The sequence below is a fragment of the Patulibacter defluvii genome, from assembly GCF_034096925.1.
In the GTDB taxonomy this organism is placed as follows: domain Bacteria; phylum Actinomycetota; class Thermoleophilia; order Solirubrobacterales; family Solirubrobacteraceae; genus Patulibacter; species Patulibacter defluvii.
Map to the genome: position 1 here is coordinate 1 of NZ_JAWZSQ010000026.1, position 18,565 is coordinate 18,565.

Genomic DNA, 18,565 nt, shown 5'->3' on the forward strand with positions numbered 1-18,565 from the left:
TCGTTGCCGAACGAGCCCCAGATCACCCGCCGCGCGCGCCGCCGGCGGCTGGCCCGCCGCGGCCTGGTCGCCGCCGCCGCGGTCGGCACCGTCGGCCTCGGCGCGCTGGCGCTGCAGCGGATCGGGATCGACAGCATCGCCAACAGCTTCGTCCGCTCGTCGCCGGCCTGGGTGCTGATGGCGCTGGCCGTGTTCGCGATCTCGATGGCCTTCCGCGGGATCTCGTGGCACGCGATCCTGCGGGCCGCGATCCCCGACGCCGCGCTGCGCCAGCGCGACACCTTCCGCGCGACCGCGATCGGCGTGCTGATGTCGGCGACGCTGCCGGCCCGCCTCGGCGAGCCGTCGCGAGCGCTGATCATCGCCCGCCGCGCCGGCCGCCCGCGCGAGCGATTGCCGGTCGTGCTCGGCACCCTCGTCTCGCAGACGCTGATCAACGTCGCCGCGCTGGTGCTGCTGGGGACGGTGATGATCGGCTCGATCCGGCTCTTCAAGGACGGCGACGGGGCGCTGCTGACGCTGACGATCGCCCCGGTCGTGGTGCTGCTGCTGCTGCTCGTCGGGCCGCTGCTGCTGCGCCGCCACCGGCCGCGCTCGCCGAAGCTGCGCGAGCTGCAGGCGAAGGTCCGCGGCCTGGCGCACGCGCTCCGCAGCGGCCTGCGGGTCTTCACCAAGCCGCGCCACGCGGTGGTCGCGATCGGCGCCCAGCTGTTCGCCTGGGCGCTCCAGTGGCTCGGCTGCTACCTGCTGCTGAAGGCGTTCGGGATCCACGAGGGGATGGGCGCCGCGGCGGCCGTCCTGTTCGCGGTCAACGTGACCGCGGTGCTGCCGGCGACGCCGTCGAACCTGGGCGTCTTCCAGGCCGCCTGCGTGACGGTCCTCGGGCTCGGCTACGGGGTCAGCAACGCCGACGCGCTCGGCTACGGGATCGTCCTCCAGGCGGTCGAGATCGCCACCGCGCTGGCGCTCGGGATGCCGGCGATGCTGGCCGAGGGCGTCACCTGGCGCGACGTCCGGATGCGGGCCCTGCACGCCAGTCCGGTCGACCTGCCGCCGCTTCCCGCCGGCGCCCTCGCGGGCTCGCGGGTCGGCGCGGAGGCCGAGTCCTGACCGGACGCCGGGCGCCGCTGGCGCTCGCGGCGCTGGTCGCCGCGTCGGCGCTGGCCGGCTGCGCGACCGAGGTGATCGACGGCGGACGGGCCGGGGAGCAGGTGGCGACGGTCGTCGCCGACCGCACCGGCCGGCCGGCGCAGGCCCGCTGCAAGGGCGGGCAGGAGCTGCACGTCGGCACCCGCTTCCCCTGCGCCGTCCGCTACGACGACGGCCGCACGACGGTCGTCCAGGTGCGGGTGACGAGCGACGACGGCCGCTTCGAGGTCGTCGCCGGGCTGCCCGGCCAGCCGCCCGCCCCGACCGACGGCGCGCCCGATCCGCCGCGCCCGGCGGCCGGCACCCCCCGGTCGGGGGCCGCGGACGGCGGCGGCTGAGGGCCCCGCGCGGGACCTGCTCTACCGTCCAGGGGGATGCCCCCGCCCACCGTCGTCGCTGCCGATCGCGAGCCCCCGCGGGGGACCGACCAGCCCGACGGCGCGGCCCGGCTGCTGGGGCCGGCCGCGGCGACCGCGATCGAGCTGGCCGACGGCACCACCCGGACGGTGCTGCGGCACGGCGACGGCGTGCCGACGCTGCTGATCCAGGGGATGGCCGCCAGCCACGGCCACTGGGGTCGCTGGTTCCTGGACGGGCTGCTGGCCGCCGGCCGCCAGATCATCAGCGTCAACCACGTCGGCGTCGCCGGCTCGTCGCGGGCGACCGGGCCGTACGCGATCGCCGACCTCGCCGACGACCAGGCGGCGGCGCTCGACGTGCTCGGGATCGCCGGGCCGATCGACGTCTTCGGGATCTCGATGGGCGGCATGACCGCCCAGGAGCTGGCCCTCCGCCACCCCGAGCGGGTCCGGTCGCTGGTGCTCGGCTGCACCTCGCCGGGCCACGTCCTCGGCACCTGGACCGAGCCGCTGGTGATGCAGGGCCTGGTCGAGGCGCTGCAGAGCGGCGACGGCGCCCGTGCGCTCCGTGCCAGCTGGGAGATCAACGTCTCGGCCGGCTTCGCGGCCGACGAGCGGGCCTTCGCCGAGTTCGTCGCGATCACGACCGAGAACCGCGTCTCGCTGCGGGTGATCTCCCAGCAGATGCAGGCGATCGGCGAGCACGACACCGCCGGTCGGCTGGCCTCGATCGACGTCCCGGTGGCGGTCGTCCACGGCACCGAGGACCAGATGCTGCCCTACCCGAACGCGCCCGCGCTGGCGGCCGAGATCCCGGGTGCGCGGCTGGAGACCCTGTCCGACACCGGCCACCTGTTCTTCTGGGAGCACCCCGAGGTCGCCGTCCGCGTGGCGCTGGAGACGGCCGCCCGCGCCGGCTGACGGCGCGCGGTCGCGACTGGACGACGGACGACGAGCGCGAGACGATCGATCGGTGCGGATCCTCTCGATCGACGGCGGCGGCATCCGCGGCCTGATCCCGGCGCTGGTGCTGGCCGAGATCGAGCGTCGCACCCGGCGGCCGATCGCCGAGTGCTTCGACCTGATCGCCGGCACCTCGACCGGCGGGATCCTGGCCTGCGGGCTGACGACGCCGGACCCGATCGCCGGCGACCGCCCGCGCTACGCCGCCGCCGAGCTGGTCGGCCTCTACGAGGTCGAGGGGCCGGAGATCTTCGCCCGCACGCTCCTGCGCCGGGTCCGCACCGCCTGGGGCGCGCTCGACGAGCGCTACGCCGACACCGGCCTCCGCGAGGCGCTGCAGCGGCGGCTCGGCGACGTGCCCCTGAGCGGGATCGTGCCGGGGACGGAGGTCCTGCTGACCGCCTACGACCTGGAGCGGCGCAAGGCGACGCTGCTGCGGTCGGCCCGCGCCCGCCGCGATCCCGCCCACGACTTCCGGCTGCGCGACGTGGCCCAGGCGACCTCGGCCGCGCCGACCTACTTCGAGCCGGCGCTGATCCGCGACGTCGAGGGCCGCTCGACCTACGCCCTGATCGACGGCGGCGTCTTCGCCACCAACCCGGCGCTGGTGGCGCTGACCGACCAGCTGCGCGACGACCGCGGCCGCCGCACGGGCGGGGCGGGCGAGCCGCCCGAGCGGCCGGTCGACCTGGCCGACGTCGGCGTCGAGCTGCTGCTGTCGCTCGGCACCGGCAGCTCGACGCGGCCGATCGGCTACGAGGACGCCAAGGACTGGGGCGCGCTGGAGTGGGCGCCGCGGATCGTCGACGTCGTCTTCGACGGGATCTCCGACACCACCGAGTTCCACTGCCAGCGGCTGCTCGGCCAGCGCTACGTGCGGCTGCAGACCACGCTCCAGGAGGCGTCGCCGGGGATGGACGACGCCTCGCCGGAGAACCGCGCCGCGCTCCGCCGCGAGGCCGAGCGGCTGCTCGACGAGCGGTCGGACGAGATCGACCGGGTGGTCGCGGCGCTGACCGGCTGAGGGCCGGCCGGCGCCGCCCGCCCGTTCAGCGGGCCCCGGCCAGCGACGCCTCGAGCGCCAGGGCGAGGTCGGCCGAGGCGGTCGTTCCCGCGTCCGCCAGCTGCTCCAGCTCCTCGACCGCGCGGTCCCGCACCAGGTCGCTGCGGATCGCGGCGCCGATCCGCTGGGCGGCGGCGTGGATCCCGGGATCCTGGAGCACCCGCCGGACCGCCTGCGCGATCCGCTGCGGGGAGGCATCGGCCGGCAGCCGCAGGCCGGCCCCGGCGACCTGCACCCGGGCCGCGACGTCGTGCTGGTCGCGGCCCATCGGCAGGCAGACGACCGGGATCCCGTGGGCGAGCGCCTTGATCACGGTCCCGTGGCCGCCGTGGGTGACGACCGCCCCGGCGGCCGGCATCACGCGGCCGTGCGGGGCCGACTCGAGCACCGTCACGTTCGGCGGGGCGGCGACGTCGCCGGGCGCGAACGCCGGTCCGGTCGTGATCAGCCCGCGGACCGGCAGCGTGCCGAGCCCGGCTGCGATCCGGTCCAGCAGCGGCCCCTGGTCCATGAAGGTCGAGCTGAGGCTGGCCAGGATCAGCGGCCCCTCGCCCTCGGGGGCCGACCAGTCGGCGGCCCAGGTCGGGTCCATCAGCCGCGGCCCGACGTAGCGGAACGACGGCGGCAGCTGGGGGCTGGGGAAGTCGAACGCGCGGGTGGTGGCGACGAGGATCCGGTCGGCGCGGTGGATCTGGTCGACGACGTGGCGCAGCGGCGCCAGGCCGACGCCGGCGCGGGCGGCGTTGAGGGTCTCCAGGCCGCTGTCCCACATCCGCTCGGCGATCCCGGCGACGACCCGGTCGCGGAGCCGCCCGAGCGGTCCGCGGGCGGGCAGGAAGCCACGGCCGGTCGGCGGGATCCCGGGGGCGCCGAGCACGTTGACCGTCGGCAGCAGCACCGCCGAGCGGGCCGACGACGCCTCGGCCGCGATCAGGCTGCCGGCGACCATCGGCGGGCTGACGACCACGTCGGCGGGCCGCCGCGCCAGCTCGGCCAGGACGTCGGCGGCGTAGCGGCCGGCGGGACCGATCGTGACCGCGTCGCGGGCGCGGGAGAACGACTTGGCGCCGCTCTTCAGCTCCCAGTCGCGGACCAGGTCGCCGTCGCGGCCGCGGTCGGTGCGGCGCGGGGCGGTGGTCCAGGGCACGAACTCGATCCCGGCCGCCCGCACCTCCTGGGCCAGGCAGGGATCGCCGATCGCGCGGACGCCGTGGCCGCGGTCGCGCAGCGCCACGGCGACGCTGAGGGTCGGCGGCACGTCGCCGCCGACGTCGAAGAGGGTCAAGAGGAACTCGGACACGTCGCTGCTCCGGGTGGAGGGTGTGGAGGCCGGCGGCCTGGTACCCGACCGGAGCAGTTGTACGGCGGACCCCGCCGCGGCGCGACGGGGTCGGGGCCCGAGATCGACCCCAACGTTTGCCGCCGAAGCGCGCTCCCGGCGTTGGGGTGCCGGGGCGCGCGGGGCGGCTCGACCTCAGGCGGTGGCGCCCTCGGTCTGGACCGACTCGCCCTCCTCGACCTCCTGCTCCAGGAAGTCGGCCTCGATCCGGGTCGCGTCTCGCGAGGTCCCGCGGATCACCTCGTCGGGCGAGCCGTTCTCCAGGAAGCGGCCGTTGCGCATCCCGTAGTAGACCGCCTGCGGGTGGTGGAGGACCATCGCCAGCGTCGACTGCTCGGGCGTGGGGGAGTAGCCGTCGGTCAGGTCGACGCCGATCCGCGACAGGTCGAGCAGGTCGCGGACCTTCTCGTGCTCGGACTGGTCGGGGATCGCGGGGTAGCCCCACGAGAGCCGGCGGCCCTGGGTCTCGGGGATCCCGAACCAGTTGCGGACCTTCCAGTGCAGCCACTCCGACAGGCCCTCGGCGGTCTGCACGCCGAGGCCGTGGACGAACAGCTGCTCGGCGTACTCGCCCTCGGCCTCCAGCTTCGCCATCAGCTGCGTGACCTCGTCGCCGACGGTCAGCGCCTGGACCGCGATCACGTCCAGCTCCTCCGGCGCGACGACCGTCCCGTCCTCCTGGCGGACGCCCGGGCGGAAGAAGTCGGCGGTCGCCATCCGGTCGCCCTTCTGCTGGCGCGGAGTGACGAAGCGGTTGATCTCGGTCGTGCGGTCCTCGGGGTCGAGGACGACGATCTCGTTGCCGTCGGCGTAGCAGGGGAAGAAGCCGATCAGCGCCCGCGGGTGCAGGTAGGTCTGCTCCTTCCACATCCGCTCGAGCTTGTGGCGGAAGCCCTCGCCGGCGTCGGGATCGGAGGGGTCGCCCTCGACGAGCTTGCGCCAGGCCTCGCCCTTGATCCCCTTGCCGCCCCAGTGGAGCTTGAAGAGGACGTGGGTGTCGAGGTGGTGGTACAGCTCGTCCATGTCGACCGGGACCTCCTGGACGCCCCAGAACGGCGGCTCCGGGACCGGCGCGTCGGTCGCGACCGGCGAGCGCACGGAGTCGTCGTCGGTCGGCGGCAGGCTCTCCTCCTCCTTGGCCGCGTCGCGGAGCTTGATCGCGCCGGCCTTGATCTCCTCCAGCATCTGCGGATGGGCCTGGTCGTCGACCATCCGGTCCATCACGCCGAGGCCCTCGAAGGCGTCCTTGCAGTAGAAGACGCCGCCCTCGTAGACCGTGTCGTCGTCGAGCCCGTTGGGGTGCAGGGCGCGGTAGGAGAAGTTGCGGTTGATCGCCGCGCCGCCCACCAGGACCGGGTACTTCAGGCCCTCGCGGTGCAGCTCCTGGACGGCCAACGGCATCTGCTTCGAGGTCGAGACCAGCAGCGCCGAGAGCCCGATCGCGGTCGCGTCGTGCTCCTTGGCGGCCTCCAGGATCGTGCCGACCGGGACCTGCTTGCCGAGGTCGACGACCGTGTAGCCGTTGTTCGACAGGATCGTGTTGACCAGCGACTTGCCGATGTCGTGGACGTCGCCGAAGACGGTCGCCAGGACGACGGTGCCCTTGGTGTAGTCGGCCGTCCGCTCGAGGTAGTTCTCCAGCTGCTTGACGGCCTTCTTCATCACCTCGGCCGACTGCAGCACGAACGGCAGGATCAGCTCGCCGGCGCCGAACTTGTCGCCGACCTCCTTCATCGCCGGCAGCAGCACGTCGTTGAGGGTCGGGACCGCGCCGATCTTCTCGACCGCGCGGTCGATGTCGGCCTCGACGCCGTCCTTCTTGCGCTTGAGGATCCGGAAGTGCAGCGCCTCCTCCGGCTCCATCTCGGCGGTCGGATCAGAACCCGGCCCGCCCGCCCCGGCGTCGGCCTCGGGGCCCTTCGACTCGAAGTGGTTGATGAACTTCTCGAGCGCGTCCTCGCTCTTGTTCCAGACCAGGTTCTCGGCCAGCTCGCGCTCGACCGGGTCGATCTCCCCGATCGGGATGATGTGGGCGGGGTTGACCATCGCCAGGTCGAGCCCGGCCTCGACCGCGTGGAAGAGGAAGACCGAGTTGAGGACCGAGCGGGCGGCCAGGCCGACGCCGAAGCTGACGTTCGAGACGCCGAGCGAGGTCTTGACGCCGGGCAGCCGGTCGCGGATCCCGCGGATCGCCTCGATCGTCTGGATCGCCGAGTCGCGCCACTCCTCGTCGCCGGTGGTCAGCGTGAAGGTCAGCAGGTCGAAGATCAGCGCCTCGGGCTCCAGCCCGTGCTCGTCGCAGGCGATCTGCTTGATCCGCTCGGCGATCTCCAGCTTGCGCTCGACGGTCTTGCCCATCCCGATCTCGTCGATCGTCAGGGCGATCACCGCGGCGCCGTGCTCGATCGCCAGCGGCACGACCGTGTCCATCTTGTCGCGGCCGGCCTCGAGGTTGACCGAGTTGACGATCGCGCGGCCGGGGATCTGCTCGAGCGCGATCTTGATCACGTCGGGCTCGGTCGAGTCGATCTGGATCGGCGCCGGCTGGGTCAGCGAGATCTTCTTGACGACCTGCCGCATCTGCTCGGCCTCGTCGGAGCGCTCGGTCAGCGCGACGCAGACGTCGAGCACGTGGGCGCCGCCCTCGACCTGGCCCTCGGCGATCGTGACCAGCGAGTCGTAGTCGTCGGCCAGCAGCAGCTCCTTGGCCTTGCGCGAGCCCTGCGAGTTGACGCGCTCGCCGACGATCGTCGGCCGCGGCTCCTGGACCAGGTCGGCGGCCCCGATCATCGACGAGACCTGGATGTTGCGCTTGACGGTCCCGGCAGCGTGCGCGGTGGCGCCGGCCGGCTTGCCCGCGACCCGCTCGGCGATCGCCGAGATGTGCTCGGGGGTGGTGCCGCAGCAGCCGCCGACGATCGCCACGCCGTAGTCGTCGACGAACTCGCCGAGCGCGTCGGCCAGCGGCTGCGGCTTCTCGGGGAAGACCGTCTCGCCGTTGACGCCCTGCTGCGGGATGCCGGCGTTGGGGATGCAGTGCACCGGGACCGACGCGTTCTCGCCCAGGTAGCGGATCGCGTCGCGCATGTCCTCCGGGCCGGTCGAGCAGTTGAGGCCGATCACGTCGACCTTCAGCGCCTCGAGCGTGGTGACGACCGACGCGATGTCGGTGCCGAGCAGCATCTTGCCGCCGTTCGGCAGCAGCGAGACGGAGATCTGGAGCGGGACCCGGCGGCCGGTCGCCTTGAACGCCTCGCGGGCGCCGAAGATCGCGGCCTTGACCTCGAGGATGTCCTGCGCGGTCTCGATGATCAGGAGGTCGGCACCACCCTGGATCAGGCCCCGCGACTGCTCCTCGAAGACGGTGACCAGCTCGGGGAAGAGGATGTTGCCGAGGGTCGGGTCGTCGGAGGAGGGGAGGAACCCGGTCGGGCCGATCGAGCCGGCCACGAAGCGGTCGGGACCGGCGGCCTTGCGGGCGATCTCGGCCGCGCGCTGGTTGATCTCCAGCGTGTGGTCGGCCAGGCCCCACTCGTCGAGCTTCAAGCGCGAGGCCTGGAAGGAGTCAGTCTCCAGCACCACGGCGCCCGCGTCGAGCATCGTGGTGTGCAGCTCCTCGATGACGTCGGGACGGTTGAGGACCAGGACCTCGTGCGCGCGCCCGGGAAGACGGTAGTCGTCCTCCAGGGAGAGGTTCTTGTCCTCCAGCAGCGCCCCCATCGACCCGTCGAAGACGACGACCCCATCGCGCACGGCTGCCAGGTAGTCACGCTCGGCCATGGGGCGAAGGCTAGCAGCGATCGGACCAACCTTGCCACAGCTTTGTCAAGGTTGGGACGTGCCGGCGGGCTCCGCCGTTCGTCGACCGCGGGACGCTCCGCGGGGTGGGGGAGGGCGTTCGCGCCGATGGGACGGACGATGCTCGCCCGGACGCTCCGCTGGCTGGCCCCGGGCCGGCTGCACCCGCTGCTGGCCCTGCTGGCCGGCTTCGTGACGGTGCTGCTCGCCCACCGGCTCTGGATCGAGGATCCGGGGGTCGAGTACGGCGGCGGCCCGATCGGCGCCCTGGCCCAGCTGGCGCACACCGTGAACCTGCTCTTCCACGAGGCCGGCCACCTGCTGCTGATGGCGACCGGCTGGCGCCCGGCGATCCTGCTGGCGGGGACGGCGATGCAGCTGGCGGTGCCGGCCCTGATGCTGTTCCTCGCCGTCCGCGAGCGGCGGACGGGAGCGGTGGTCGTGGTCCTGAACCTGCTGTCCGCCTCCTGCTACTCGGCGGCCGTCTACGTCGCGGACGCGCGCGAGCGGGCGCTGCCGCTGCTGACCGGCGACAGCGACCACCACGACTGGGGCCAGCTGCTCTACGAGGTCTGGGACCTGCCCGGCGCCGAGGACCCGATCGCGCTGGTCCTGCGGGTGGCCGGGATCGCCGCCTTCGTCGCCGCGCTGGCCGCCTGCGTCGTGGGTGCTCGCCGCTGGAGCGGGGCCGCGGCCGCGCCCGGGGCGGGCGGCCGGCCGCCGGCGACCGGGCCGTACGGGCGTTGAGGGTGGCGGACGGGCAGCGCCTCGGCCAGCTCCAGCACCTGCTCCAGGCGGGTCGCACGCTCCGCGAGCTGGGCGGGGGTGGGCTGTGGCATCGGGGCGGCCTCCAGGCGCCAGCCCGCGGCGCGGAGCAGGCGGTCGAGCGTCGCGGCCGAGGGGTCCTTGCGGGCGCGCTCGTAGAGCGAGACCGTGGCCTGCGAGGTGCCCGCGCGCGCGGCCAGCTCGGCCTGGGTGAGGCCGGCGGCGGTGCGGGCGCGGCGGATCAGCGTCGCGGCGGTCACCCTTCGATGATATCCGAACGGATATCGTCCCGGCCACCCTGGTTTGGCCCGCCGCCCACCCGCCTACTTGAAGAACATTGTCTTTACGCGTCTTGCACTAGAGCAAGGTAGGGTGGTCGAATAGGAGCGGGAAGGGCCACGAGCGCCGTCCCGCCAGAGTCCCCATCGCCACCCGGAGAGAGCATCCGTGTCCGAGACCCCTGACGCCGTCGTCGGCGAGATGAACGAGGAGCACCCGACCGGCTGCCCGGTCGCCCACGGCGGTCGCGCCCCGCACCCGACCCAGGGCGGCGGCAACCGCGGCTGGTGGCCGGAGCGGCTGAACCTGAAGATCCTGGCGAAGAACCCGGCGGTCGCGAACCCGCACGGGGCCGACTTCGACTACGCGAAGGCGTTCGAGTCGCTCGACCTGGCCGCGGTCAAGCAGGACATCGAGCAGGTCATCACCACCTCGCAGGACTGGTGGCCCGCCGACTTCGGGCACTACGGCGGCCTGATGGTCCGGATGGCCTGGCACAGCGCCGGCACCTACCGGATCAGCGACGGCCGCGGCGGCGCCGGCGCCGGCCAGCAGCGGTTCGCTCCGCTCAACAGCTGGCCCGACAACGGCAACCTCGACAAGGCCCGCCGGCTGCTCTGGCCGGTCAAGCAGAAGTACGGCCGCAACCTCTCGTGGGCCGACCTGATGGTCCTGGCCGGCAACGTCGCGCTCGAGTCGATGGGCTTCAAGACCTTCGGCTTCGCCGGCGGTCGCGAGGACGTCTGGGAGCCCGACGAGGACGTCTACTGGGGCCCGGAGCAGGAGTGGCTCGGCGACGAGCGCTACACCGGCGACCGTCAGCTGGAGGAGCCGCTCGGCGCCGTCCAGATGGGCCTGATCTACGTCAACCCGGAGGGCCCGAACGGCAACCCGGACCCGATCGCCGCCGCCCGCGACATCCGCGAGACCTTCCGCCGGATGGCGATGAACGACGAGGAGACCGTCGCGCTGATCGCCGGCGGCCACACCTTCGGCAAGACCCACGGCGCCGCCGATCCCGACCAGTACGTCGGCCCCGAGCCCGAGGGCGCCCCGCTCGAGGAGCAGGGCCTGGGCTGGAAGAACAGCTTCAACAGCGGCAGCGGCCCGGACGCGATCACCAGCGGCCTGGAGGTCACCTGGACCTACCACCCGACCCGCTGGGACAACGAGTTCTTCCACATCCTCTTCGCCTACGAGTGGGAGCTGACGAAGTCGCCCGCCGGGGCGAACCAGTGGCGGCCGAAGAACGACGGCGGCGCCGACCTGGTGCCCGAGGCGTTCGGCGAGGGCAAGCGCGAGCCGCGGATGCTCACCACCGACCTGGCGCTGCGCTTCGATCCGGCCTACGAGAAGATCTCGCGCCGCTTCAAGGACGACCAGGAGGCGTTCTCGGACGCCTTCGCCCGCGCCTGGTTCAAGCTGACCCACCGCGACATGGGCCCGGTCGCCCGCTACCGCGGCCCCGAGGTCCCGAGCGAGACGCTGCTCTGGCAGGACCCGCTGCCCGAGGCGCCCGCCGGCGGCATCGGCGACGCCGAGATCGCGACGCTGAAGGAGCAGATCCTCGCCTCCGGCCTGAGCGTCTCGCAGCTGGTCTCGGCGGCGTGGGCCTCGGCCTCGTCGTTCCGCGGCAGCGACAAGCGCGGCGGGGCCAACGGCGCCCGCGTGCGGCTCGCTCCCCAGAAGGACTGGGAGGTCAACGACCCGCAGCAACTGGCGACGGTGCTGGCGGCGCTCGAGCAGGTCCAGCAGGGCTTCAACGAGGCCGGCGGCCCGCAGGTCTCGCTGGCCGACGTGATCGTGCTCGCCGGCACGGCCGCGATCGAGCAGGCGGCGGCCGACGCCGGGGTCGACGTCGTGGTGCCCTTCACCCCGGGTCGCGTCGACGCCACGCAGGAGCAGACCGACGTCGAGTCGTTCGAGGCGCTGGAGCCGGTCGCCGACGGGTTCCGCAACTACCTGTCGGGCAAGCAGCGGCTGACCGCCGAGTACCTGCTGATCGACCGCGCCAACCTGCTGAACCTGAGCGCGCCCGAGATGACCGTCCTCGTCGGCGGCCTCCGCGTGCTCGGCGTCAACACCGGTGGCTCGAAGGACGGCGTCCTGACCAACCGCCCGGGCCTGCTGACGAACGACTTCTTCGTCAACCTGCTCGACATGGCGACCGAGTGGAAGCCGCTGTCCGACGACGCCGGCCGCTTCGAGGGCCGCGACCGCGCGACCGGCGAGGTCCGCTGGACCGGCACCCGCGTCGACCTGGTGTTCGGCTCGAACTCCGAGCTGCGCGCCCTGGCCGAGGTCTACGCCAGCGACGACGCCAAGGAGACGTTCGTCCGCGAGTTCGCCGCCGCCTGGGCGAAGGTGATGGACGCGGACCGCTTCGAGCTGCGCCGCTAGCTCGACCTGCCCGCCGCCCGTCGGCGGTGACGTTCCGGTCGTCTGGAGACCGGAACGTCACATCCGACGGGCGCCGCGGGGCGAGCATCGGGTGGTCCCCGTCCCCCATCCGGAGACCACCATGCCCCGCAGCACCCGGCGCGTCCGCGCCACCCTCCTGCTGACCACGGCCGTCGCGACCGGCGGCCTGGCCGCGACCGCGGCCCCCGGAGCGTCGGCGGCCACGGTCACCACCACGCTGAGCGCGGCCACCGCCGCCCTGCCGGTGGCGGCCGAGAACCGCAGCGGCTACTCCCGCGACAAGTTCCGTCACTGGATCGACGCCGACGGCGACGGCTGCAGCACCCGCAACGAGGTCCTGCTCGCCGAGGCGACCACCCGGCCGACGGTCGGCAGCGGCTGCGCCCTCAGCGGCGGCCGCTGGACGTCCTACTACGACGGCGCCGCCTGGACCAGCCCCTCCGACCTCGACATCGACCACCTGGTGCCGCTGGCCGAGGCCTGGGACTCCGGCGCCTCGGCCTGGACGGCGAGCGACCGCGAGCGCTTCGCCAACGACCTCGGCGACCCCCGCTCGCTGGTCGCGGTCACCGACGACGTCAACCAGGCCAAGGGCGACCAGGACCCGCGCGAGTGGCTGCCCCCGCTCGCCAGCGTCCGCTGCCGCTACGTGACCGAGTGGGTCGCGGTCAAGACCCGCTGGCGGCTGAAGGTCGACAGCGGCGAGAAGTCGACCCTCGGGTCCTGGGCCAGCAGCTGCCCGTCGACCTCGATCACGGTGACGACGGCGCGCTGAGGGCCGGGGCCGGGCGGGCGCTCACGAGCTGGAGGGCACGACGGTGATCCGGCTCCAGCGCCCGTCCCGCAGGTCGCGACGCGCGATCACGAAGCTGACGTCGCCGGCGTCGAGGAAGTCGCCGCCGACGGTGTAGGGGATCGCGGTCAGCAGGCTCAGCTGGTCGCGGTCGCGCGGGTCGTCCTGGCTCGTCATCGGGATCCCGAGGATCTGGTTCATGCTCAGCTCGGCCGCCGCCTGCTGGGCCTCGGACTCGTCGTCGAACCCGTCGCCCTTGGGCCACGGCGGGACGCCCCAGCGGCGGTCCCACGCCAGCGACGCCCGGTCGTAGGCCCGGCTGTCGCGCGGGCCGAGGCCGATCCGCCGGTCGTAGCGGGCCGACCAGCTGTCGAGCAGCGTCAGCTTCGGCCGGAAGGCGAGCGGCACCGACCGCATCCCGACCGGCGAGGCGTCGGCCGGTGCCGGTCGCGTCGGCTTCGGCGGCCGAGCCCGGTCGAGCGGCGTCGTCGCCGGCACGTGGAGCACCCGCAGCGGTCCGCCGGGCCGGTTGCCCGAGACCGGCTCCCACAGCTTCTCCATCGCGGCGAAGAAGAGCAGCGTGCCGCTCGCCGGGAGCAGCCCGCGGTCGGGGAAGCCGGGCAGCTCGGCGAGCGCGATCGCCGCGACGAAGGTCAGCGGTCGCCCGCGGCGGACCGGCCACGCCGTTCCACGGGGGAGCAGCGCCGGGCCGCCGATCCGGCTGACGCCCGGGCCCTCGCGCCGGAGGGCGAACAGCCCCCACTCGGCCCGGGGCACCAGCCGCCGCCGTCCGCGCTGCGAGACGCCGTGGCGGCGCAGCACGCTGGCGAGCTCGCGACGGGCGGTGGCGTCGTCCGGGACGGCGGCCGGGGGCGGGACGGCGGCGGCTGACGCGGCCCGTGCGGTCGCGGCCGGCCGGTCGGGCGCCGCGATCGGGTCGGCCGTCGCGACGACAGCTGCGCCGCCGGCGGTGAGCAGGACGCCGAGCAGCGCGAGCAGGGAGCGGCGAGCGGTCATCGCCGGCTTCTACCACCTGCTCGGCCGCGCCACCGCCCGGCTCGACGTCCGCCCGATGCGACGTTTCGGTCCCGCAGCGACCGGAACGTCACATCCGGCGGCCCACCGCCTACTTGATGAACAGCATCTCCTGGTAGTGCGGCAGCGGCCAGAGGTCGTCGGCGACGATCTTCTCCAGCTTGTCCGCCACCTCGCGGACCGCGGCCATCGCCGGGATCACCTGGTCGCGCAGGAAGCGGACGTGCTCGAGGTCGCCGAGCTCGCCCTCCTTGGCGTTGAGCTTCTCCAGCTCCAGGATCCGGGTGTAGAGGTCGTCGGCCAGGCCCTTGGCCTCGGCCGCCGGCGCCTCGAGACCGGCCTCCTGCAGCCGCCGCAGGTGGGCGACGGCCGCCGGCAGGATCAGGGTGCGGGCGATCGAGGCGGCGGTCTCGGCCTCGATGTTCAGCTTCACGCCGTACTGCTCGAGCAGGACCTCGTAGCGGGCCTCGACCTCGCGGGCGCTGAGGACCTCGTACTTCTCGAAGACCGAGATCACCTCGGGGGCGACGATCTCCGGCAGCGCGTCCGGGGTCGTGCGCAGGTTCTTGAGGCCGCGCTGGGCCGCCTCGTCCTGCCACTCCTGGGCGTAGCCGTCGCCGCCGAAGACGACCTGCTTGTTCGCCCCGTAGACGTCGCGGACGACCTCGGTGACCGCGGCGGCCAGCTCGGCGCCGGCCTCGATCTTCGCCTCGAGCTGGTCGGAGAGGGCGTCGATCGCCTCGGCGGTGATCGTGTTCAGCACCGTGTTGGTGAAGCCCAGCGACTGCGACGAGCCGAGCGCGCGGAACTCGAACTTGTTGCCCGTGAACGCGAACGGCGAGGTCCGGTTGCGGTCGCCGCCGTGGCGCGGCAGCGGCGGCAGGACCGGCGTCCCCAGGCCCAGGAACGAGCCGGGGGAGGAGGGATCGCCCTCGCCGGACTCGATCGCCTCGAAGACCGACTCCAGCTCGGCGCCGAGGAAGATCGAGATGATCGCCGGCGGCGCCTCGTTGGCGCCCAGGCGGTGGTCCTGGCCGACGTTGGCGGCGGTCGCCCGCAGCAGGCCGGCGTGCTCGTTGACGGCCTTGATCACGGCCGCGCAGAAGAACAGGAAGACCAGGTTCTCGTGCGGGGTGTCGCCCGGATCGAGCAGGTTGCCGCCGAGGTCGGTGCCCATCGACCAGTTGTTGTGCTTGCCCGAGCCGTTGACGCCGGCGAACGGCTTCTCGTGCAGCAGCGCCACCAGGCCGTAGCGGGGCGCCGTCTGCTCCATCACCTGCATCACCAGGTGCTGGTGGTCGGCGGCGACGTTCGAGGTCTCGAACAGCGGGGCCAGCTCGTACTGGCCCGGCGCGACCTCGTTGTGGCGGGTCTTGACCGGCACGCCGAGCTTGTTCAGCTGGCGCTCCGTGTCCATCATGTACGCCAGCACGCGCTCGGGGATCGAGCCGAAGTAGTGGTCGTCCAGCTCGTGGCCCTTGGGCGGCTGGGCGCCGAACAGCGTCCGGCCCGTGATCTGCAGGTCGGGGCGCTCGTAGTAGTACTGCTCGTCGATCAGGAAGTACTCCTGCTCGGCGCCGATCGTGGTGAAGACCCGCTGCGGATCGGTGTCGCCCAGCAGCCGCAGGCCGCGGATCGCCGCCTTCGACAGCGCGTCCATCGAGCGCAGCAGCGGGATCTTCGTGTCCAGCGCCTCGCCCGTCCACGAGGTGAACGCGGTGGGGATGCAGAGCAGCGCGCCGTTCGGGTTCTCGAGGATGAACGCCGGCGAGGTCGGGTCCCAGGCGGTGTAGCCGCGGGCCTCGAAGGTCGCGCGGATGCCGCCGGTCGGGAACGACGAGGCGTCCGGCTCGCCCTGGATCAGCTCCTTGCCGGAGAACTCGGCGATCGCGTTGCCGTCGCCGGTCGGGCTGAAGAAGCTGTCGTGCTTCTCGGCTGTCGACCCCGTCAGCGGCTGGAACCAGTGCGTGTAGTGGCTCGCGCCCTTCTCCAGCGCCCACTCCTTCATCGCCGAGGCGACGGCGTCGGCGAGCGTGACGTCGAGGGCCTCGCCCCGCTCCAGCGTCCGCTGCAGGCGCTTGTAGACGTCCTTCGGAAGCCGCTGCCGCTGCACGGCAGGGCTGAAGACGTCCACGCCGAAGATGAGGTTCTGCGGCCGGGTCAGGTTCTCGGCGCCGAACGCGACGTCATCGGCGGTCCAGCGCGCGGCGGACACGTTCCTCTGGCGGGACTGGGTCATGGGGTGCGAGAGCTCCTCGGATTCGGTGACCGATCGACGCGGGCGAGCACGAGCGTGCCCGCGAACGCGGACCGGGTGGCGAGCGTAGGTCCGTTCCGCCGCCGCAGACCTTATCCCGATGTCCAAACGGCCGGTGGTCCCGTACGCCACGGCGGACGGGTGGCGCCCGGGTGGAGCATCCGCCCGACCGGGCTTTCGCCAACCGGACAGCATTCGCCGAGCCGCCGGCCCGCACGATCGATGGCGTCCGATTCAAGGAGGAACACGGATGTCACGGACCCTACGCAGCCGGAGCGGCGCCGCCGCACCACCCGAACGATCCACCCGCGCCCATCGCGCGCCGACCCGCTGGAGCCTGCCGTCGCGCGGCAAGCTGCTGCTGGCCGCCTTCACCTCGTTGCTGACGAGCGCGATCGCACTGCCGTCGGTCTCGTCGGCGCTCTACCCGCCGGAGGCCTACAAGGGCAACACCGGCGACGGCGCCGGGCAGATCGGCGGCGACCTGCTGTCGCTGGTGAACGAGGTCAACGCGCTCTGGCTGGTGCTTGGCGCCGCGCTCGTCTTCTTCATGCAGGTCGGCTTCCTGGGGCTGGAGATCGGCTTCTCACGCGGGAAGAACGTCGGCTCGGGGATCGCGAAGATCATCGTCAACCTGGCGATCGCCGCGATCGTCTGGTGGGCGGTCGGCTACGGCATGGCCTTCGGGTCGGACGCCGGCCGGATCATCGGCGGCGGCGACTGGTTCTACTCGCTGGACTTCGTCGAGGCCGGCAAGCCGACCCCGACCGGAGGCGCCGACGGCTTCGCGTTCTTCTTCTTCCAGTTCACCTTCGCCGCGGTCTCGCTGGCGATCGTCTGGGGCTCGACGCTCGAGCGGATCAAGTTCGTCGTCTACCCGATCTTCGCGATCGTCTTCATCGCGGTCATCTACCCGCTGGTGGCGCACGCCGGCTGGTCCGGCGCCGGCATCTTCGGCGGCGACCACGGGCTGACGATCGGCGACGCGGCCGGCGCGCTCGACTACGCCGGCTCCGGCGTCGTCCACCTGACCGGCGCCACCGCCGCCCTCGCCGCCACGTTGCTGCTCGGGCCGCGCCGCGGCAAGTACGGCCCCGACGGCAAGCCGCGGGCGATCCCCGGCCACTCGATGCCGATCTTCGGGATCGGCGTGCTGGTCCTCTGGCTCGGCTGGTTCGGCTTCAACGGCGCCTCGTCGCTGAACACCGACAGCGGCTTCTTCGTCCACGTGATCTCGGTCACCAACCTGGGCGCGGCCGCCGGCGTCGTCGGCGCCGGCCTGATGATGTGGCTGAAGACGCGGACCTTCGACGTCGGCATGCTCGGCAACGGCGCGATCGCCGGCCTGGTCGCGATCACCGCGCCCGCCGGCTACGTCGAGATGTGGGCGGCGCCGATCATCGGCCTCGTCGCCGGCCTGATCGTCGTCTTCGGGATCCTCTTCATCGACCGGATCGGGATCGACGACCCGGTCGGGGCGACCTCGGCCCACGGTCTCGCGGGCATCTGGGGCAGCCTCTCGATCGGCCTCTTCCTCTCGCCCGACCTGGCCAAGTACAACGCCCTCGGCGGCAACCCCAACGGCGGCCTCTTCACCGGCGGCGGGATCGACCAGCTGATCGTGCAGGCGCTCGTCGTCCTGATCACCTTCGCCTGGGTCTTCGGCGCCTCGTTCGCGGTCTTCTGGCTGATCAAGAAGACGATCGGGATCCGCGTCAGCGAGGAGAAGGAGATCGCAGGCCTGGACATCTCCGAGCACGGCATGTACGGCTACCCGGAGCAGTTCATCCCCGAGGCTGAGCTGGTCGGGTACACCGCCGTCGCACCGGCGCCCGCTCCGCTCACGCCCTCCGCCGTCAAGGAAGAGGTCAAGACATGAAGATGGTCGTTGCGTACATCCGGCACGAGGCGTTCGAGCCGATCCGGGGTGAGCTCCTGAACCTGGGCTTCCCGAGCCTCTCGATCACCGAGGTCAAGGGCTCGGGGCGGCAGAAGGGCGTGACCGAGCGCTACCGCGGCGCCGACATCACGAACTACCTGCGGCCGAAGGTCAAGCTGGAGACGGTCGTCGACGACGGCGACGTGCAGACGATCGTCGACACGATCCTCAAGCACGCCCGCACCGGCGCGGTCGGCGACGGCAAGGTGTTCGTGATCCCGGTCGAGGAGTCGTACCGGATCCGCACCGGCGAGTCGGGCAGCGACACGCTCCAGGCCCACACCCCGGACGAGCTGCCCACCTAGGCCGCTCCTCCCCGGACCACCGTGACGCGACGGGCGTCGCCGGCACCGCCGGCGGCGCCCGTCGTCGTTGCGGGACCACGGCGAAAAGTCTCCACTTGAC

13 protein-coding genes and 1 pseudogene are annotated in these 18,565 nt (G+C 72.9%); 9 read left to right on the forward strand and 5 right to left on the reverse strand.

Translation table 11 applies throughout. The annotated features are described in order from the left end of the window. From SH587_RS20905 to SH587_RS20920, 4 genes are all read left to right on the forward strand, one after another. The coding region (locus tag SH587_RS20905; RefSeq protein ID WP_320672591.1) for a lysylphosphatidylglycerol synthase transmembrane domain-containing protein at positions 1-1,110 on the forward strand (1,110 nt) is incomplete at its 5' end. Between the two features lie 50 nt (positions 1,111-1,160). Further along, entirely contained in the window at positions 1,161-1,487 is a 327-nt protein-coding gene (locus SH587_RS20910) for a DUF4333 domain-containing protein (protein WP_320672647.1), read from the forward strand. A 36-nt stretch (positions 1,488-1,523) separates the two neighbouring features. Continuing rightward, complete coding sequence (locus tag SH587_RS20915; protein ID WP_320672592.1) at positions 1,524-2,429, forward strand: alpha/beta fold hydrolase; 906 nt, start codon at positions 1,524-1,526, stop codon at positions 2,427-2,429. 52 nt (positions 2,430-2,481) lie between these two features. Continuing rightward, positions 2,482-3,495, forward strand: coding sequence for a patatin-like phospholipase family protein (locus tag SH587_RS20920; RefSeq protein ID WP_320672593.1), 1,014 nt, complete (start codon positions 2,482-2,484; stop codon positions 3,493-3,495). Between the two features lie 25 nt (positions 3,496-3,520). Here SH587_RS20920 and SH587_RS20925 read toward each other — a convergent pair whose 3' ends face one another. Further along, a complete protein-coding gene (locus tag SH587_RS20925) occupies positions 3,521-4,834 on the reverse strand; it encodes a nucleotide disphospho-sugar-binding domain-containing protein (protein WP_320672594.1) in 1,314 nt (437 codons plus the stop codon). Between the two features lie 174 nt (positions 4,835-5,008). Then, positions 5,009-8,653, reverse strand: coding sequence for a methionine synthase (locus tag SH587_RS20930; RefSeq protein ID WP_320672595.1), 3,645 nt, complete (start codon positions 8,651-8,653; stop codon positions 5,009-5,011). 138 nt (positions 8,654-8,791) lie between these two features. Between SH587_RS20930 and SH587_RS20935 the strand changes: the two genes are divergently transcribed. After that, complete coding sequence (locus SH587_RS20935) at positions 8,792-9,418, forward strand: hypothetical protein (RefSeq protein ID WP_320672596.1); 627 nt, start codon at positions 8,792-8,794, stop codon at positions 9,416-9,418. Positions 9,419-9,543: 125 nt separating this feature from the next. Here SH587_RS20935 and SH587_RS24690 read toward each other — a convergent pair. Beyond that, positions 9,544-9,696, reverse strand: a pseudogene (locus SH587_RS24690) (helix-turn-helix transcriptional regulator); the annotation flags it as partial. A gap of 187 nt (positions 9,697-9,883) precedes the next feature. On the opposite strand from SH587_RS24690, the gene katG reads away from it, so the two are divergent. Further along, complete coding sequence (gene katG / locus SH587_RS20940; protein ID WP_320672597.1) at positions 9,884-12,115, forward strand: catalase/peroxidase HPI; 2,232 nt, start codon at positions 9,884-9,886, stop codon at positions 12,113-12,115. Between the two features lie 121 nt (positions 12,116-12,236). Continuing rightward, positions 12,237-12,911 carry an HNH endonuclease family protein gene (locus SH587_RS20945; RefSeq protein WP_320672598.1) on the forward strand — a complete coding sequence of 225 codons (675 nt, stop codon included), beginning with the start codon at positions 12,237-12,239 and terminating at the stop codon, positions 12,909-12,911. A gap of 21 nt (positions 12,912-12,932) precedes the next feature. Here the strand turns inward: SH587_RS20945 and SH587_RS20950 are convergent, their stop codons facing one another. Beyond that, positions 12,933-13,946: a DUF1963 domain-containing protein gene (locus tag SH587_RS20950; RefSeq protein ID WP_320672599.1), complete on the reverse strand. Its 1,014-nt coding sequence runs from the start codon at positions 13,944-13,946 to the stop codon at positions 12,933-12,935. Positions 13,947-14,055: 109 nt separating this feature from the next. Then, on the reverse strand, positions 14,056-16,203 hold the full coding sequence (locus SH587_RS20955; RefSeq protein WP_320672600.1) for a glutamine synthetase III family protein: 2,148 nt from the start codon (positions 16,201-16,203) through the stop codon (positions 14,056-14,058). A 268-nt stretch (positions 16,204-16,471) separates the two neighbouring features. Between SH587_RS20955 and SH587_RS20960 the strand changes: the two genes are divergently transcribed. Beyond that, positions 16,472-18,100 (forward strand): ammonium transporter, encoded by a 1,629-nt coding sequence (locus tag SH587_RS20960; protein WP_320672601.1) that lies wholly within the window; start codon positions 16,472-16,474, stop codon positions 18,098-18,100. Beyond that, the gene (locus SH587_RS20965) at positions 18,097-18,465 is read left to right on the forward strand and encodes a P-II family nitrogen regulator (RefSeq protein ID WP_320672602.1); all 369 of its coding nucleotides are present in this window, start codon (positions 18,097-18,099) and stop codon (positions 18,463-18,465) included. The genes SH587_RS20960 and SH587_RS20965 overlap by 4 nt, the downstream gene beginning before the upstream one ends. The last annotated feature ends 100 nt before the right edge of the window (positions 18,466-18,565 follow it).

Excerpts from the sequence above, each read along its gene's own strand:
- SH587_RS20960 (WP_320672601.1), top strand. The coding sequence starts at position 16,472 with ATGTCACGGACCCTACGCAGCCGGAGCGGCGCCGCCGCACCACCCGAA.
- SH587_RS20930 (WP_320672595.1), bottom strand. The coding sequence starts at position 8,653 with ATGGCCGAGCGTGACTACCTGGCAGCCGTGCGCGATGGGGTCGTCGTC.
- SH587_RS20965 (WP_320672602.1), top strand. The coding sequence starts at position 18,097 with ATGAAGATGGTCGTTGCGTACATCCGGCACGAGGCGTTCGAGCCGATC.
- SH587_RS20945 (WP_320672598.1), top strand. The coding sequence starts at position 12,237 with ATGCCCCGCAGCACCCGGCGCGTCCGCGCCACCCTCCTGCTGACCACG.
- SH587_RS20955 (WP_320672600.1), bottom strand. The coding sequence starts at position 16,203 with ATGACCCAGTCCCGCCAGAGGAACGTGTCCGCCGCGCGCTGGACCGCC.
- SH587_RS20950 (WP_320672599.1), bottom strand. The coding sequence starts at position 13,946 with ATGACCGCTCGCCGCTCCCTGCTCGCGCTGCTCGGCGTCCTGCTCACC.
- SH587_RS20935 (WP_320672596.1), top strand. The coding sequence starts at position 8,792 with ATGCTCGCCCGGACGCTCCGCTGGCTGGCCCCGGGCCGGCTGCACCCG.
- SH587_RS20915 (WP_320672592.1), top strand. The coding sequence starts at position 1,524 with ATGCCCCCGCCCACCGTCGTCGCTGCCGATCGCGAGCCCCCGCGGGGG.